Source organism: Actinoplanes sp. NPDC051537 (genome assembly GCF_055586105.1).
This window is the reverse complement of the sequence record NZ_JBVJIU010000042.1, coordinates 1-12,855: the sequence shown is the minus strand read 5'-3', so window position 1 is coordinate 12,855 and position 12,855 is coordinate 1. Positions and strand designations below refer to the sequence as shown.

Genomic DNA, 12,855 nt, shown 5'->3' with positions numbered 1-12,855 from the left:
GGAACGTCAGCAGCTGCCACGCCACGATGTCGGCCGGCCGGGCATGCTCGAGGAGTCGGGCAACCAGGATCGCCAGGCGCGGGCCGCGGCGGTTCGGCGGCGGCAACACCGCCGGCATCGGCACCGGCTGCGCGCCGGGCTGCTGCGCACCCCACAGGCTGGCGGTGGCGGTCGACTGGTGGGTGACCTTCACCCCGGTCACCGTCTTCACCGGCGACGTCTCCACCGTCGGCCCCCACGCTCCCGCGCCTGTTCCGTACTGTTCGACCTTGACGATGTCGGGATGGTTCGCGGCGATCAGCAGCCGTTCGATCACGTCCAGGACTTCGGGTAATTGCACGGTGACTCCTCCACAGGGAAGATCAAGAGTCTAGTCGGGGCTGGACGACCGGAACGTTGCCAGCAGCGCATCGTGAAGCGGAATCGGCTGCGGCGCCGGCGCATGCAGCCGCTCGTGTTCGGCGTCCGCTTTCCGCCGCGCCTGCCGCACCGTGAACTGCGCGTGCAGCCCGCCCAGGTCGACCTCCACCCGGCAGAACCGGTCACACCCGTACTCGACCACGAATGACTCCTGCGCGTTCACCGGCCGCCCCCGAAGCCAACTCGCGTCACCCGGGCAGCCGGCTTGCCAGCGAAGTCGCCGTCAATCTCGTCGTCCGTTTTGCCCATCGGCTCACCAGTGGTGCTCCGCCAGACGTCATCCGATGCGTCGACCTTGATGAACGTCGCTGACATGGTGATGACGACGCTGCCCACCGGCAGGTCCGCTGCCCGAGGCGCGGTCACCGCAGCACCCAACGCTTCCTGACCTTCGACCAGTGGGCATCAACAACCAAACGGTTCAGGTCCTCCCTGGCGCCGGGGGCGTCCGGGCTGCACGGAACGAATCCGAGACCTTCAGAGCCACGGAACTGCGCCCACCAACCGAACTCACGGCACTCGGACAGGCCGGGCCACTCGCCCGTCCACACGTCCAGGCCGCAATCGTGCTCAGGGTGCGGATACTCGTCGTCCCTGCCGTCACAACCCAGACGCTGCAAGCCAGTCGCGAGGCAGCGGGCCACGTCGCAGCCCTCCTGGTGCGTGCCGCCTGCCTGAACCGCGCAGTCGGGGCAGCTTGTGTCCTCGCTCATCGTGCTTCCTCCAGTTCGGCGACGGTCCGCCCGTCGCAAGGCTCATGCATGTGGTCGTCGCAGCGGCAGCCACACACGTACACGATCACCTGATGGCCGCAGGGCAGGTCGAACGTGTCGTCCTCGTAGTGGGCGAACGGATCCCGGCAGCGAGTCGCGCACATCAGCGCTGCAACTCCTGCGCCCCGACGCTGGCCAGCGCCTGATTCGTGAGCATCCAGATCTGCGGCTCAGTCGCCGAAGGCAGCCGCAACCATCCCCGCCGGGCCAGCTCACGCCACCAGCCAGGCATGGCGCGAAGCTCAACCCCGGCCGGCGCGCGATCTGGGCTGGTGCCCGCCTCGTACGGATCGATCGGTTCGCCCGTAAACGGGTCATACCTGGCGACGTGGACGTAAAGCGTGATGTGCCCGTCGCGGATATCGCGCAGCGTCCGGAAGATGTCGGGCCTCATCGCTGCGACTCCTGCTGCGGGCACAACTGACCCGGCTCCAACGACAGGTAGCCGTGGGCCTGGCAGCCGCCGTGGTGGTCGAACCAGCAGTCGTCCTCGTCTACCAGTGACCGGAGCAGCTCCGCCGGAATGGTGATCTGCTCGCCCATCACGCCTCCTTGTACAGCGGCCCGAACTTCTCGAGAAACGCACGCCCCTTGTCGGACAGGATCACCGGCTCATCGCCGTGGCCGGCCAGGAACCCGTTCCACGCGGCGGACGCGATCGCGTCGGTCTCCCACTCGCTACCCTCCGGGCAGCCGGCGTCCGCGACCCGCAGCACATGCACAATGGCGCCGAGGTCGACAGCCTGCACCTCAGTCATCAGGGCCTCCACACCGTCACCGGAAACATGCCCGGCGCATCGGCCGGCTTGGCCCAGTCGATCCACCACTCGCGCTCACCAGCCAGCACCGCCGCGCATTGCTTGCAATCCTCGCCAGGGCAGTGCTCGCCGCAGCGGGCCACCGCGTACGACTCGGTCAGAGAGTCGGCCAGATCGCCGAGCTCGACCGCCTTGTCATCGATGAGGTTCTCCAGCCCCCAGAACTCGCGGGCATGCCGGTTCAAGGCGGCGATCATCCGAAGCGGATCGTGGTGGTGGTGGCCGAGGATGATGACGTTGCCGTCCTCGCCGATGTCGCTCAGCTGGAGACCGAAGTAGGACTCGAAACCCTGCAGGGTCGGGATCGTCGTGGTCATCAGTCCACCTCCGGCCGGACACCGGTCAGCCGTTCGATCTCGTCGAGGATCTCCCCGCGGAACCCGATCAGGGCAGGCTCCTCCAACATCGCGTGCAGCCTCGCCGGATCATGCGACTCCGGGACGGCGGGCCGCTCGACGGCAGAGCGGGGAAGGTCGGTCACGGTCATCGATTAGCCCTCTTGGTAGCAGCGGAGCACACAGCCTTCACGGTTGGATCGTCCAGCACGGCGAGCTGCTCCTCCGCGTACGCAGTGAAAGCGTCCAGTAGTTTCGCCGTTCGCTCGTCGAACGACTCGTAGCTGGAGTCCGGGTTGATGTCCCGGTAGATGCGGGAGCCGATGTTGTCGAGGGCGGCGGCCAAAGCCTGCACGGTGCGACGGAAGTCGTCGTCGGTCATCGGAGCCCCCACTCCGGCGGAAAGTCAGCTGGCGGGGCACCGTGCTGCACGATGTTGAGGGCGGCGAGCGCATCCAGGGCGACCTCCGATGCCTCGCTGCCGTAACGTCCGGTCGAACGCAGAATCGTCGCGACCTGCTGTAATTGGGTCTCTTCAACCCTGTCCTTGGCTGCGTCGATCAGCGCGTTGGCCAACTTCTCGTTGATCATCAGTCCTCCTTCTCGGAGTGAGGGAGTTGCTCGGTCAGGTCGTTGACGTGCAGGATCCCGCCGTCGTGCTCCACCACCCGGCCGCGGTCCTTCAACACGGTGATCGCGTCAGCGAGGAACTGCGAAGACGGCAACACCTCAAACACCGCCGCCAGAGCGCCGCGGGTGTGATGGCCGTCGCGGATCGCCGCCTCCACCGCCTCCGGCGTGACCTGCGAGATGCTCACTGGTACAGGCCCGGGTCGAGGCGGTGCAGCACCCGGTGGGCGTCCTGTCCGTCGATCCACAACCGCTCAAGCGAAGTGAGGACTGCGCCCATCAGGTCTTCGTAGTCGCCCTGCGTGTCGTCCAGCGGTACCAGGAACGAATGCCGGCCGCCGTGCTCGGTCGGGATCACCAGCCGCGTGTACAGGCCTTCGCGCCCGCCGACAACCTGCCAGCCGTTCGCGGTCAAGGCATCCACCAACTGCTGCGGGCTCACTGTGCGGGCGCTCACCGCAGGCCTGCCGTCATCGCCTCGTGCGCATTCATCTCGCCGCACTGGGTGTACAGCTTCACGCAGCCAGCAGCCTCCTCAGCGACCGCCAACGCCTGCGCCTCGTCGAACAGGCGTGGCGTGTCGTACAGCTCCATGTCGTGGTGTACGTAGAAGCCGTCGCAGAGCACCACCCAGTAGGCGCGGCCCTCGTCGTGGTCCCAGATCCTTTCCGCAGTGACCGTGTACCGGCGCCGCAGCGGGTTGCCTTCGGGAATGACGGAGAAGCTGTGCTGGGTAATCACGGCGCCTCCTCGGCCGGGACCAACTGAGCCGTGGTGATGCGGCGGTCCTCGAAGCCGTCCGGGTCGTCGTCGAACGCAACGTGGCTGGTGCCGCTTTCCCACGAGTGCTCGATGAACGTGCCGTACCGCTTGAGCTGGCGGTGGAAGACACGCTGGCCCTCCGCGAACGTGCGCTCGGTCATGCTGGCACCTGCCCGAGCTCGGCGATCGCGGCGAGGATCAGGTCGTGCGCATGCGTCTCGTTGATCTGGTCGATCCAGCCCCTCTGGGCGATGTACCCGTCCTCGTCGAGCTCGCCGCTGACCAGCCCGGCCTTGATGAGAGGCGGGTACATGTCCCACTCCCAGCCCGAATTGCCGAACGGGCGCTTGCCGGAGAAGCCCTCGCCGTCCGACCAGACCTGCCGCAGCAGGGCGACCAGGTAGTCGCGAATGGTCGCCGCGCCGGCGTCATTGTCGGGCAGCGGCAGATCAAGCACCCGACGGGCCGTTTCGCGGCTGATCTCGGTCATCGCCGCACCTTCAGCTCGCTGCCGCGCAGCACCCAGCGGACATCCGCGTCAAGGACGGCACGGTCGGTGTAGTTGTCGTCGTCATTGAGCGGCGCCTGCGTAATGGTCAGCGCCCCCGAGCCTTTGATCAGCGGGATGATCCGCCAGATGCCGTCCTTGTCGTACATGACCCGCAGGACGGTGCCGTCGGAGAACGCGAGCAAGGCCGACTCATCGGCGTTGTGGCTGAACTCCTCGTAGATGTCGCCGTCGACCTCGATCAGGTCATCGGACACGCCGTACACGGTGATAGCCATGGTTCTCCTTCAGTCCAGGTCGTGGTGTTCGCGGATGCGGCAGTACGGGCGGTCATCGCAGGCGGTGTCGAAATGGTTGTCGTCGGTCAGCCGCTCGTCTTTCACACCCTCGCCGGGCTCCTCGTGCCACGTGTCCGTGATGTCGCCGTACGGGTTGTAGGTGGTGCCGTCCGGCTCGGTGACCGTGGTCGTCTCGTCCATGTCGCTCAGCCACACGTCGAGCAGGTGATCGACCATGTCGTCGGCCTTCGCCTGCTCATACTCGGCCCGGCCGAGCGTGATCGTGACCTTCCCGTAGGTACGGCCGACCAGCGTGATCGTGTCGTGGGTGTCGGTCATTTGCCCTCCTCGATTAATCCCGTCATCTGCGGCTCGCATTTGCCCTCGCCGTGCCCGGCCAGCCGCTCGTCGGGGTCGACGTCCTGGTGTTCGCAGCCCTCTTCCTCGCACCAGTAGCCGGCCACCGCATGCTTGCCGCAGCGCGGGCAGACCTTCATCACGATCGACGTCTGGTGGGTGCGGTCGGGGCCCTGCTCATCTTCCTTCGCGCACACGAACATCAGGGTCATCGGTCGATCCGCAACACGTGTGCGATTACGGACTCGATCTCGTCCGCGTGCGCCCAGCCTGGGTACTGCTCCTGCTCCGACCGCATCTGCTCGCACTTATCGAGCACGGCCAGAACGGCAGCGATAGGTCCCGGGCCGGGGAAATAGCCAGGCGGCGTGAGATGGTGCCGGATTCGGTCGGCGAGGATATGACTCATCAGAACTCGGCCAGCTTCTCGCCGAGCCCGTACACGGCGTCGGCGTACTTGATGTGCTCGTGCAGCACCATCGGGTCCTCGTCGTGGTCGTCGAACCAGTGCTCGCCCGTAAGGGCGTCGTAGCCTTCCGCGGCGGCATCATCGCGCCAGATCAACTTCGAGTCGTGTTCGCCGATGACAACCAGCTTGCTGCCGTCCGGCGGCTCGCTGTCGGTGAGGACCGCGGTCTTGGCGGTGCTGTGCTCCATCAGGCACCCACCTTCCGTACTTCGTTGGCTTCGACCACCACGGCGTACCGGTCGCCTGGGTCCTCGCCCTGCGCGCCGATCTCACCGTCCACGACGTGGTCGAACGTGAAGTGCTCGAACCGCGGATCGTAGAAGCGGCCGGCGTGCGGGGCCTTCATCTCGCACGACAGAGCGGCACCGGGCTTGAGGAACGTGTCGATCAGGTACTGCATCCAGCGCTCCGGGTAGTGGAACTTCTCCGCCCCACTCCAGGAGATCTCGGTGCCGTCGCCGGAGGGGCTCCAGTCGCACCACAGGCTGTGCTGGCCGTCCGGGACACCGTTGTAGTCGATGGTGTCCGGGCTGCGGTAGTCGCCCTCGGTCACGGTGTACGGGCCGCTGTGGCGGGCGAAACGCCGGGAGGTGGAGAAGTCCTTCAGGTAGGTGATCTCGTGCGGGTTCAGCGGGGGATTCACGGTGACGTGCCCCCAGAACTCGGTGTCGTAGCCCATCAGGCTCCTTCTGTAGACCGGTGGATATCCACCAGTCTACCGAGTGACTGCCCGATTGGATATCCACCATGGGATGATGTTCACGTGCCAAAAGACCGCCGAGAGGACCGCCACCAACTTCCGGGGCGACTCATCCGACCCGACCCGGAAGAACTGTGGGAACAACTCGGCGAGAAGGTCGGCAAACGGAAGCGGTCCGAGACCATCAGCAAGCTGATCAAAGGGTTCCTGCAAGGCAAATACGTCATCGACGAGAGCGTCGGCGAACAGAAGACCCCGCCTGCGGAAGGCGGGGCCTGATCTACTGCTGTTCCCGCCCTGCCTGCTCGGCGAGGTCGTTGTGCCGGCGTCCACACACCGGGCAGATCGGCCAGCCCTCGCCGTCCCGCCCGGTCAAAGCGACATCGTCGTCCGGGCACACCGACGTCCACCTCTCACCGGTCCACTCGCTGGCCAGAGCCATGCCCGGCTCCCGGTAGCGTTCGCCGAGCTCAGGCATCCGCGGCCGCCAGCTTGTCGGCGACCGCCCGGGCCAGCGGGAAGTCCCGGGCTTCGCCTGCAACGAACACGGTCACCCCGTCTCGGTGCGGCGTGTAGCTAACGTTCTCGTACTCCTCCGGCTCTCGGGCATCATCGAAGTACACGGTCAGCCGGTCCGCGTGTTCGTGCGCCACTACCGGCCCGGTTCCGCGACCGGGCCCACACCGTTGCGGCGGGCCGGCGGATACGCCTCCCGGTTCACCGCGGCCACCATTCGGGCGATCGTCGCCCGGTCCGGATTCCAGTCCGGCGGCTGGGTGGTGTTGAGTTCCTGTACCGTCATCGTCGTCTCCTAACAGGGATCGGATGGGGTGCGCGGGCTTTGGTCGGTCTCGGCGCGCCCCGTCTTCGTTTCCGTCATCAGTTGGTCAAAGGTCCTCGTACCACATGCGGACGGCTGCCGACGGCACCTCGTACTCGTCGCCCCAGCTCGCCACGACGCCGCAGTCCTGCACGCGGATCCTTGTCGTGTCGCCGGACTCCTTCACCACGTCGACCTTGACGATGGTGCCGCCGGGCCCGGTGTAGCCGAGCGCCGGAATGTCCCGCTCCCGGATCTTGTGGATGGGCATCAGCGTGGGTCTCCGATCAGCGACCGGATCGCCTCGTTAAGCGAGCCGTAGAAGCGCGGCCGCTCATTGACCCAGGACGCCGACCAGTGCGGGGGCATCGAGCAATCCACCCGGCCGTGACCACCGCGTCCGTCATCGACCACGAACAGCGTGAAATCGTCGTCGCTCAGGTTCTTCACCCGCGGATCGTTGTCGTAGGCGCTCACCACTGGAGCCGCCCGCCCCGTGAATATTCGCCCAAGATCCGGCCCTGATCGTCGGTCAGCCGGAAACTAATCTCCGCAGGCGCATACGCGGCCAACGTGCCCGCCTTCGCGCGGGCTTCCGCGTCGTCGGCGGCCCGGATCGGCTCACCTGGCCACGAGCTGTGGCCGTCGCTGACATGAACGGTGTAGAGGCGGGCGGTGAGGTTGTTGGGCATGTTGTCTTTCCCTTCGCCGGGGGTTGACCGGCCACCCACGGCACCCAGCCCCGGGGAAGTGACTGGCGGGAGAGGCTGGGTACCGCGGGAAGCGGGTCACACCGGAACGGGCTCGTAGGCGGCTCGGGCCGCGACCACACACCAGCGCATCCGCGCGGGCGCCGTGTCCGGGTAGTCGCCAAACCGCTGCGCCATCCGGCCTTCGCAGTCGCCGGCCTCAAGCTCCGCGGCGACCGCGTACCGGATGTTGACGCCGGTCGGCTCGTCGGCCGGGTCGAGGCGGGACACGAACAGCGCCTCCGCCCGGGCGGTATCGAGGCTGTTCACCGGGGCACCTGCGCCATCTCCTGCAGCGTTCTCCCGCAGTCAGGGCAGATGGTCAGCCCGGCGCGCACGTCCAGCTCGGCGTAGTCGTAGGGGCAGCGCTTTGTGCGCTTCCGGTCCCGCCCGGCGTCACCCGGGTAGCGGCCGTTGACAGTGCTTTCAGCGGCGTTCACAACGCCACTCGCTCCCGTACGTCAACCGTCACCGGCGCGGCGGTCCGGCAGGACACGCACACGACCTGGTCCGGTTCCTCCACCATCACCCCGCCGCAGAACGGACAATGCGGATGCTCCGCGCACGCCGGGTCGCGGTGCTCGTCGAACGAGTCAGACATGGCCAGCTCGTTCATCACGCCTCCCGCTCGGTGCGGCGGTGCCGGTTCAGGCCTAGCCCGCGGTCAATGGCCTCCCGGCCAGAGCGACGCTCAGCAGCCCGCGTCGGACGCCGGCGCGGGGGCTGGCATAGTTCGGTCTCCCACGCGTCGAAGTCGTCGGCAGCCGGGATCAGAGTGGAAGCGGACACGGTCAGTCCTCCTCGGAACAAAGAAGGGAGCGGGCTATCTCAGCGCCCGTAACGCCCGCCCACACGATCACCTCGACACGGGTCAGATCAGCGGAATCGGCGTCGGACAGCCCGGTCAGCGTTTCCGCCAGCGCAGCCACGTCCTGACCGGACGAGATCTCCACGCCGCCGCCGCGGTGCACGGTGAGCCCGAACCCGATGATGTCCGCGGCCCGCTCCACCAGCAGCCCCGCCAGCTCGTTGAGGGTCGGGTTCGGCGGCCATGGGCCACCCCACGAGCCCTGCACCGTGAACTGCACCAGCGCATCCCAGTCCCGGCGGGCCGGGAAATCGCCGGGCCGGCGCACGTCCGCCCAGTCGAAGTCGGTCACCGGGTGGCCCCCATCCGAGAGCGGCCCGCAGCGGTGGCGGTGACGAATGTGGCGTGCAACTCGAGCAAACCCTGGAAGATCAGATCCCGGAGTTGGTGCGCTTCAAGCGCGGACACCTCGACACCGTAGGCGTAGAACACGCCGTGCTGATAAGCAAGAACATCCCGGCCGGCGGCGCGGATCCAGTCCACATCAGTGGTCGTGCACTGGCCGGTCACGACAGCAACCCCCAACCCGTGTCGGTGGGGGTCAGCGGCTTCCCGTGCGCTTGCGGATCGATCAGGTGACCGGCGGCGACCAGGTCGTCGATCCGGGCCGCGCATTCGGTGTCGACCGGCCGGTCATCCCAGCGGTAGAAGACGGGCTTCAGGTCCCCGTCGTAGGAGAGTTCACCCCGCCCCGCGGCGGTGATCAGCAGCAGGTCGATGGTGGCGTTCATCGGGCACTGCCCAGGTCGACGATCACGCAGTCGTACGGGTGACCCGACCACGACACGTCGAAGCCCTGCTCGGAATGCAGCCGCACCAGCAGCTCCGCCAGGCCGGGGATCTCGTGGTTGAACGACCACGACAGCTGCTTCCACGCCGCCCCGTTCGGGCGGGTCCGCAGGACGCCGTCGTCGGCCCAGTAGGCGCCGCCATTGTCGGTGCTGCCGATGTGGTCACCCACCCAGCGGTCCGTGCCGGCACGCTCGGCCGCCGCGATGTAGTCGTGGTAACGGTCCTCCCGGACCCCGGTCGCACCGCGCAGGTCAAACCACAGCGCGACACCCTCCGCGGCGAGCCCGTCGAACACGGCCTGCAGACGCTGCTGGTCGGTGCCGGTGCGGGCGATCGCGCGGCTCATCGGGCGCCGCCGAACATGACCCGGCGGATCTCCGGGGCGGCAGGGCTGTCGGCCGGGAATCCGGCCGCTGTGACCGGATCCCAGCCGTGCCGGGCGAGGCCGGCTTCGATGAGTTCCAGTTCCTCGTCGGTCAGTGGCCGCATCTGCCCGGCGAGGCCTTCGGGTCCGAAGAAAGCCATCAGCCGGTTGTTACGGGAGTAGGGGTCGGTGGTGGGCGTTTGCACGCGTGCCTCCGGGGTTGATGTCCGGCCGGGCCAGAGCTGAGATGTGCGACTAGCCCGGCCGGAAGACTTAGCGAAGTACTACACATACGATGCGCTAGTGCTATGGCTAAGTCAAGAAGCACTCTAGAAGCGGCACGACAGTGCTTCTAGCAGCGCTTCTATGCGACCCAACGCGCTAGCGAAGCGGTGCTGCCATCTGCTCGCGGGTTTGGCAGCATGTGAGAAGCAGCAGCTACGCAACAGCGCTAGGAGCCCCGATGACTAACGGCCGCATGAAGGCATGGCTGACCCGCGATCCCGGCGGCCTGTCGACCGAACTCGCGGCCGCACGCGGGAAGCACAGCACGCGACAATTCGCCACGATCCTCGGTCCTGGCTGGAGTTCCTCGAAGATCTCTAAGATCGAGAACGGCGAGCAGCTGATCACAGCCGACGACCTCGAGGCGTGGGCTGGCGCCGTCGATGCAAGCCAGGCAACCCGGAAGGAATGGCGGAAGCTTCTGGCCGATGCTGGGACGAAGCGCACGCAGTTTCGGCGCCACGCCGGCGGGCCACCGACAACAGTGATCCTCACGGAAGGGCTCGCAGAGCAGGCCGCTCTCATCCAGACTTTCTCGACCACGCTTCTTCCCGACCTGCTTCAGACCGACGGCTACGCCGCCGAAGTCGCGCGCCTCGCCGGTCGTGAGCTCGATCGACCAGCACTCCAGGGGCGACAACGCCTACTGAGCGACGGCGACCGTGACTTCCGATTCCTCATCAGCGAACCGGCGCTGCGCACTGTCGTGGGCGACAGGGGAACCATGGCCGCTCAACTTGATCGGCTTGTCAGCGCTGCAGCCATGCGAAACGTCAGCGTGGCCGTACTGCCAATGATGGATCCGCTCGAGGCCTTGCCCATTCCTGCCCCCGTGTCCGTGTACGACGACGAAGCAGTCATCGACGACGGCGTCCGGTCGAGGCATTATCTCGGCAAAGAAGCTGAGGCCCTCAAGTCCTGGCTTGACCAGCTATGGTCTTCGGCCCTGCACGGCGAAGAAGCACGCACGCGCATTCTCGAAGCCATCGCAGACCTGCCGGCAGCCTAACCGCGTACCTGCTAACCCTGGCCGTTCCGGGCCTGGGCGACAGCCTTCAGAACCGACAACACGAAGTCTTCGGCGTTGGCCAGCGGGAGTGCGACGAAACCGTCCGTCACCACACCGTCCCGGGAGTAGCTGATCGCGATTCGAGGCGCCGCGTCTTCATCGCCCTCGTGCGCCTCGAGGGCAAGACCAAGCTCAGGGCCGCCCGGGTGCTCGCGCCAGGCCTGACGAATCTGGTGCTGGTGCATGCCTCCGGAGTGATGAGGGCTGCCGTCGCACCATGGCCACGTGCCGCACCCCGAAGTTGTGACCTCGCTTGAGCCGAACTGCGCCATGGTGACGACCCTTCTAGCGCGACGACGTGGATCTCCGGGTGGCGACGGCTGCACTCGCCGTATAGAACCACACACAAGAAGGTATAGCCCTACACCTAGGACGGGCAAGTGCTCTAGTATTCACGACTAGCACTACACATGCCGCGCGCCGGCCGGACTCAGGAGGTGGAATGACCGACCGCACCGGATACCAAGACATCGCCGCTCACTACCGTCGACTCATCAGCGACGGCGAGCTCCAGCCAGGCGACGTGATGCCGTCGATGAACAAGGTATGCGAAGAGTTCGGCGTCTCCATCACCACCGCAGCGCGCGCCTTCAAGGTACTCAAACTCGAGGGCCTGACAATCGCGATGCCTGGGCAGCACACCATCGTTGCCACGCAGCGCAGCGAGGTCGCCACCGGCATCGCGCGGGTCGAACGACTGAAGCGCGTCGGTCGCGAGTACGCCCCCGGGGAGACAAGCACCGATCACTCCGCCGGCCTGTTCAGCCTGCGTGAGCTCGAGCTCTGCCGTGAGATGGACGTCGACCCCGGCGACGAGGTTGTGGTCCGCCGGCGAACGTTCCGCAAGGACGACAAGCCCACTGTTGTTGCGTTCTCGTTCATCCACCCGCGCGCCATCGCCTCAGTTCCTGAGGTTCTGCAACAGGGGCAGCTTAAACCTTTCTGGCACAACACCTACCGCGAGCGGACCGGGAAGGCGATTACTGCGCTGCCGGAGCGCCGCGGTGCCCGCCTAGCAAGCAGCGACGAACTGGCGGCTCTTGAAATCGGCATACCTGCCAATATGGCAGCGGCCGTCCTCGTCGTCCGTACGTCGTTCCACGACGAAGACGGCCCGATTTCCGTCTGGGAAGACGTCTACGCGCCTGGCCTATGGCAGGTGGAAGACAAGTAAGAGACGCGAAACGGCCCGCACCGCGATTGGTGCGGGCCGTTTCGCGTCTCTTAGGCCTTGACCGCCCAGTAGCCGTAGGCGGAGTCACCGAACAGGTTTGGCACCTTCAGCTGCACCTTCGACCCGGCGATCGCGTCGCGGGGCACGTCGAAGACGACCCAGCCGTCCGTGTGCTGGCCGGCCTTCAGGCTCGTTGCCTGGAAGTCTGGCCGGTTACTTAGCCCACCGGCGCCGAACTCGTCGACCTTGCCGTCCTTCTGGACCAGAGATACGTCGCAGCTGCAGGCGAGCGCTTCACCTTCAGCAACATCCACGCGCAGGTACACCAGCAGCCAGGCACCGTTCTGCGGGGTGATCCCATACGTGTCCTTGGTGCGGATCTCTGCCTTCGACAGCGTGTACGTCGCCTTGAGGCCGGCCGAGTTCACCGACAGCTTCTGGCCCATCTGCACCGTCGTGGGCGCTGCGGGTTTCTTCGCCGGGGCAGCGTCGGCGTCTCCGCCGGCACCACTGACGGCGGGGCCGCTGCCGCAGGCGAGAGCAATCGCGGCCAGCGCGGAGAGGCCGGAGAGGGTGAGTTTGTTACGCATGGAGGGGTCTCCCATGGGCCGGTCCGCTGGGCTGGTGACGCGGCCGGCTACCAGCCCATGAGAGCCGACCGCGCACCGACTCAACGACCGGTGT

38 protein-coding genes and 1 pseudogene are annotated in these 12,855 nt (G+C 66.7%); 3 read left to right on the top strand and 36 right to left on the bottom strand.

What is annotated here, in order from left to right; genetic code table 11:
• From ACZ6TB_RS48760 to ACZ6TB_RS48660, 21 genes and pseudogenes are all read right to left on the bottom strand, one after another.
• Positions 1 to 316: pseudogene (locus ACZ6TB_RS48760) on the bottom strand (hypothetical protein); the annotation flags it as partial.
• A 54-nt stretch (positions 317 to 370) separates the two neighbouring features.
• Entirely contained in the window at positions 371 to 562 is a 192-nt protein-coding gene (locus tag ACZ6TB_RS48755; protein WP_465568738.1) for a hypothetical protein, read from the bottom strand.
• 17 nt (positions 563 to 579) lie between these two features.
• A complete protein-coding gene (locus ACZ6TB_RS48750) occupies positions 580 to 756 on the bottom strand; it encodes a hypothetical protein (RefSeq protein ID WP_465568736.1) in 177 nt (58 codons plus the stop codon).
• Between the two features lie 26 nt (positions 757 to 782).
• On the bottom strand, positions 783 to 1,133 hold the full coding sequence (locus ACZ6TB_RS48745) for an RNA-binding protein (RefSeq protein WP_465568733.1): 351 nt from the start codon (positions 1,131 to 1,133) through the stop codon (positions 783 to 785).
• A 163-nt stretch (positions 1,134 to 1,296) separates the two neighbouring features.
• Complete coding sequence (locus tag ACZ6TB_RS48740) at positions 1,297 to 1,587, bottom strand: hypothetical protein (RefSeq protein WP_465568730.1); 291 nt, start codon at positions 1,585 to 1,587, stop codon at positions 1,297 to 1,299.
• Positions 1,584 to 1,736: a hypothetical protein gene (locus tag ACZ6TB_RS48735; RefSeq protein WP_465568727.1), complete on the bottom strand. Its 153-nt coding sequence runs from the start codon at positions 1,734 to 1,736 to the stop codon at positions 1,584 to 1,586. Before ACZ6TB_RS48735 ends, ACZ6TB_RS48740 begins: the two co-directional genes overlap by 4 nt.
• Positions 1,736 to 1,951, bottom strand: coding sequence for a hypothetical protein (locus ACZ6TB_RS48730; protein WP_465568724.1), 216 nt, complete (start codon positions 1,949 to 1,951; stop codon positions 1,736 to 1,738). Before ACZ6TB_RS48730 ends, ACZ6TB_RS48735 begins: the two co-directional genes overlap by 1 nt.
• A complete protein-coding gene (locus ACZ6TB_RS48725) occupies positions 1,951 to 2,328 on the bottom strand; it encodes a hypothetical protein (RefSeq protein ID WP_465568721.1) in 378 nt (125 codons plus the stop codon). The genes ACZ6TB_RS48730 and ACZ6TB_RS48725 overlap by 1 nt, the downstream gene beginning before the upstream one ends.
• Positions 2,328 to 2,498 carry a hypothetical protein gene (locus ACZ6TB_RS48720; RefSeq protein ID WP_465568719.1) on the bottom strand — a complete coding sequence of 57 codons (171 nt, stop codon included), beginning with the start codon at positions 2,496 to 2,498 and terminating at the stop codon, positions 2,328 to 2,330. Before ACZ6TB_RS48720 ends, ACZ6TB_RS48725 begins: the two co-directional genes overlap by 1 nt.
• Positions 2,495 to 2,728, bottom strand: a complete 234-nt coding sequence (locus ACZ6TB_RS48715) for a hypothetical protein (protein WP_465568716.1) — start codon at positions 2,726 to 2,728, stop codon at positions 2,495 to 2,497. Before ACZ6TB_RS48715 ends, ACZ6TB_RS48720 begins: the two co-directional genes overlap by 4 nt.
• Positions 2,725 to 2,937, bottom strand: coding sequence for a hypothetical protein (locus ACZ6TB_RS48710; protein WP_465568714.1), 213 nt, complete (start codon positions 2,935 to 2,937; stop codon positions 2,725 to 2,727). Before ACZ6TB_RS48710 ends, ACZ6TB_RS48715 begins: the two co-directional genes overlap by 4 nt.
• On the bottom strand, positions 2,937 to 3,164 hold the full coding sequence (locus ACZ6TB_RS48705; protein WP_465568711.1) for a hypothetical protein: 228 nt from the start codon (positions 3,162 to 3,164) through the stop codon (positions 2,937 to 2,939). Before ACZ6TB_RS48705 ends, ACZ6TB_RS48710 begins: the two co-directional genes overlap by 1 nt.
• Positions 3,161 to 3,418 (bottom strand): hypothetical protein, encoded by a 258-nt coding sequence (locus ACZ6TB_RS48700; RefSeq protein WP_465568708.1) that lies wholly within the window; start codon positions 3,416 to 3,418, stop codon positions 3,161 to 3,163. Before ACZ6TB_RS48700 ends, ACZ6TB_RS48705 begins: the two co-directional genes overlap by 4 nt.
• Positions 3,419 to 3,429: 11 nt before the next feature.
• Positions 3,430 to 3,717, bottom strand: a complete 288-nt coding sequence (locus tag ACZ6TB_RS48695) for a hypothetical protein (RefSeq protein ID WP_465568706.1) — start codon at positions 3,715 to 3,717, stop codon at positions 3,430 to 3,432.
• Entirely contained in the window at positions 3,714 to 3,899 is a 186-nt protein-coding gene (locus ACZ6TB_RS48690) for a hypothetical protein (protein WP_465568705.1), read from the bottom strand. Before ACZ6TB_RS48690 ends, ACZ6TB_RS48695 begins: the two co-directional genes overlap by 4 nt.
• On the bottom strand, positions 3,896 to 4,228 hold the full coding sequence (locus ACZ6TB_RS48685) for a hypothetical protein (RefSeq protein ID WP_465568703.1): 333 nt from the start codon (positions 4,226 to 4,228) through the stop codon (positions 3,896 to 3,898). The genes ACZ6TB_RS48690 and ACZ6TB_RS48685 overlap by 4 nt, the downstream gene beginning before the upstream one ends.
• Positions 4,225 to 4,524, bottom strand: a complete 300-nt coding sequence (locus ACZ6TB_RS48680) for a hypothetical protein (RefSeq protein ID WP_465568700.1) — start codon at positions 4,522 to 4,524, stop codon at positions 4,225 to 4,227. Before ACZ6TB_RS48680 ends, ACZ6TB_RS48685 begins: the two co-directional genes overlap by 4 nt.
• 9 nt (positions 4,525 to 4,533) lie before the next feature.
• The gene (locus tag ACZ6TB_RS48675) at positions 4,534 to 4,863 is read right to left on the bottom strand and encodes a hypothetical protein (protein WP_465568698.1); all 330 of its coding nucleotides are present in this window, start codon (positions 4,861 to 4,863) and stop codon (positions 4,534 to 4,536) included.
• The gene (locus tag ACZ6TB_RS48670) at positions 4,860 to 5,093 is read right to left on the bottom strand and encodes a hypothetical protein (RefSeq protein WP_465568696.1); all 234 of its coding nucleotides are present in this window, start codon (positions 5,091 to 5,093) and stop codon (positions 4,860 to 4,862) included. The genes ACZ6TB_RS48675 and ACZ6TB_RS48670 overlap by 4 nt, the downstream gene beginning before the upstream one ends.
• Positions 5,094 to 5,289: 196 nt before the next feature.
• On the bottom strand, positions 5,290 to 5,538 hold the full coding sequence (locus tag ACZ6TB_RS48665; RefSeq protein ID WP_465568693.1) for a hypothetical protein: 249 nt from the start codon (positions 5,536 to 5,538) through the stop codon (positions 5,290 to 5,292).
• Positions 5,538 to 6,029 carry a hypothetical protein gene (locus ACZ6TB_RS48660; RefSeq protein ID WP_465568691.1) on the bottom strand — a complete coding sequence of 164 codons (492 nt, stop codon included), beginning with the start codon at positions 6,027 to 6,029 and terminating at the stop codon, positions 5,538 to 5,540. The genes ACZ6TB_RS48665 and ACZ6TB_RS48660 overlap by 1 nt, the downstream gene beginning before the upstream one ends.
• Before the next feature lie 84 nt (positions 6,030 to 6,113).
• Here ACZ6TB_RS48660 and ACZ6TB_RS48655 point away from each other — a divergent pair, with 84 nt between their 5' ends.
• Positions 6,114 to 6,329, top strand: a complete 216-nt coding sequence (locus ACZ6TB_RS48655) for a hypothetical protein (protein WP_465568688.1) — start codon at positions 6,114 to 6,116, stop codon at positions 6,327 to 6,329.
• 1 nt (position 6,330) lies between these two features.
• Here ACZ6TB_RS48655 and ACZ6TB_RS48650 read toward each other — a convergent pair whose 3' ends face one another.
• The 13 genes from ACZ6TB_RS48650 to ACZ6TB_RS48590 form a co-directional block, all read right to left on the bottom strand.
• Positions 6,331 to 6,528 (bottom strand): hypothetical protein, encoded by a 198-nt coding sequence (locus ACZ6TB_RS48650; RefSeq protein ID WP_465568685.1) that lies wholly within the window; start codon positions 6,526 to 6,528, stop codon positions 6,331 to 6,333.
• The gene (locus tag ACZ6TB_RS48645) at positions 6,521 to 6,703 is read right to left on the bottom strand and encodes a hypothetical protein (protein ID WP_465568682.1); all 183 of its coding nucleotides are present in this window, start codon (positions 6,701 to 6,703) and stop codon (positions 6,521 to 6,523) included. The genes ACZ6TB_RS48650 and ACZ6TB_RS48645 overlap by 8 nt, the downstream gene beginning before the upstream one ends.
• Positions 6,703 to 6,852 (bottom strand): hypothetical protein, encoded by a 150-nt coding sequence (locus ACZ6TB_RS48640; RefSeq protein ID WP_465568680.1) that lies wholly within the window; start codon positions 6,850 to 6,852, stop codon positions 6,703 to 6,705. Before ACZ6TB_RS48640 ends, ACZ6TB_RS48645 begins: the two co-directional genes overlap by 1 nt.
• 85 nt (positions 6,853 to 6,937) lie before the next feature.
• Positions 6,938 to 7,141 carry a hypothetical protein gene (locus tag ACZ6TB_RS48635; protein WP_465568677.1) on the bottom strand — a complete coding sequence of 68 codons (204 nt, stop codon included), beginning with the start codon at positions 7,139 to 7,141 and terminating at the stop codon, positions 6,938 to 6,940.
• On the bottom strand, positions 7,141 to 7,347 hold the full coding sequence (locus ACZ6TB_RS48630) for a hypothetical protein (RefSeq protein ID WP_465568675.1): 207 nt from the start codon (positions 7,345 to 7,347) through the stop codon (positions 7,141 to 7,143). The genes ACZ6TB_RS48635 and ACZ6TB_RS48630 overlap by 1 nt, the downstream gene beginning before the upstream one ends.
• A complete protein-coding gene (locus ACZ6TB_RS48625) occupies positions 7,344 to 7,562 on the bottom strand; it encodes a hypothetical protein (protein WP_465568673.1) in 219 nt (72 codons plus the stop codon). The genes ACZ6TB_RS48630 and ACZ6TB_RS48625 overlap by 4 nt, the downstream gene beginning before the upstream one ends.
• 96 nt (positions 7,563 to 7,658) lie before the next feature.
• On the bottom strand, positions 7,659 to 7,889 hold the full coding sequence (locus ACZ6TB_RS48620; protein WP_465568671.1) for a hypothetical protein: 231 nt from the start codon (positions 7,887 to 7,889) through the stop codon (positions 7,659 to 7,661).
• Positions 7,890 to 8,055: 166 nt separating this feature from the next.
• On the bottom strand, positions 8,056 to 8,220 hold the full coding sequence (locus ACZ6TB_RS48615) for a hypothetical protein (protein ID WP_465568668.1): 165 nt from the start codon (positions 8,218 to 8,220) through the stop codon (positions 8,056 to 8,058).
• 190 nt (positions 8,221 to 8,410) lie between these two features.
• Positions 8,411 to 8,779 (bottom strand): hypothetical protein, encoded by a 369-nt coding sequence (locus tag ACZ6TB_RS48610; protein WP_465568665.1) that lies wholly within the window; start codon positions 8,777 to 8,779, stop codon positions 8,411 to 8,413.
• On the bottom strand, positions 8,776 to 8,997 hold the full coding sequence (locus ACZ6TB_RS48605) for a hypothetical protein (protein WP_465568663.1): 222 nt from the start codon (positions 8,995 to 8,997) through the stop codon (positions 8,776 to 8,778). Before ACZ6TB_RS48605 ends, ACZ6TB_RS48610 begins: the two co-directional genes overlap by 4 nt.
• On the bottom strand, positions 8,994 to 9,218 hold the full coding sequence (locus ACZ6TB_RS48600) for a hypothetical protein (protein ID WP_465568660.1): 225 nt from the start codon (positions 9,216 to 9,218) through the stop codon (positions 8,994 to 8,996). The genes ACZ6TB_RS48605 and ACZ6TB_RS48600 overlap by 4 nt, the downstream gene beginning before the upstream one ends.
• The gene (locus ACZ6TB_RS48595) at positions 9,215 to 9,625 is read right to left on the bottom strand and encodes a hypothetical protein (protein ID WP_465568657.1); all 411 of its coding nucleotides are present in this window, start codon (positions 9,623 to 9,625) and stop codon (positions 9,215 to 9,217) included. The genes ACZ6TB_RS48600 and ACZ6TB_RS48595 overlap by 4 nt, the downstream gene beginning before the upstream one ends.
• Entirely contained in the window at positions 9,622 to 9,804 is a 183-nt protein-coding gene (locus ACZ6TB_RS48590; RefSeq protein WP_465568654.1) for a hypothetical protein, read from the bottom strand. The genes ACZ6TB_RS48595 and ACZ6TB_RS48590 overlap by 4 nt, the downstream gene beginning before the upstream one ends.
• A 302-nt stretch (positions 9,805 to 10,106) precedes the next feature.
• Here ACZ6TB_RS48590 and ACZ6TB_RS48585 point away from each other — a divergent pair, with 302 nt between their 5' ends.
• Positions 10,107 to 10,937, top strand: a complete 831-nt coding sequence (locus ACZ6TB_RS48585) for a Scr1 family TA system antitoxin-like transcriptional regulator (protein WP_465568652.1) — start codon at positions 10,107 to 10,109, stop codon at positions 10,935 to 10,937.
• Between the two features lie 11 nt (positions 10,938 to 10,948).
• Here the strand turns inward: ACZ6TB_RS48585 and ACZ6TB_RS48580 are convergent, their stop codons facing one another.
• Positions 10,949 to 11,182, bottom strand: a complete 234-nt coding sequence (locus tag ACZ6TB_RS48580; protein WP_465568649.1) for a hypothetical protein — start codon at positions 11,180 to 11,182, stop codon at positions 10,949 to 10,951.
• A 257-nt stretch (positions 11,183 to 11,439) separates the two neighbouring features.
• On the opposite strand from ACZ6TB_RS48580, the gene ACZ6TB_RS48575 reads away from it, so the two are divergent.
• On the top strand, positions 11,440 to 12,171 hold the full coding sequence (locus ACZ6TB_RS48575) for a GntR family transcriptional regulator (protein WP_465568646.1): 732 nt from the start codon (positions 11,440 to 11,442) through the stop codon (positions 12,169 to 12,171).
• A gap of 50 nt (positions 12,172 to 12,221) precedes the next feature.
• Here the strand turns inward: ACZ6TB_RS48575 and ACZ6TB_RS48570 are convergent, their stop codons facing one another.
• Entirely contained in the window at positions 12,222 to 12,761 is a 540-nt protein-coding gene (locus ACZ6TB_RS48570; RefSeq protein WP_465568644.1) for a DUF4352 domain-containing protein, read from the bottom strand.
• Between the last annotated feature and the right edge of the window lie 94 nt (positions 12,762 to 12,855).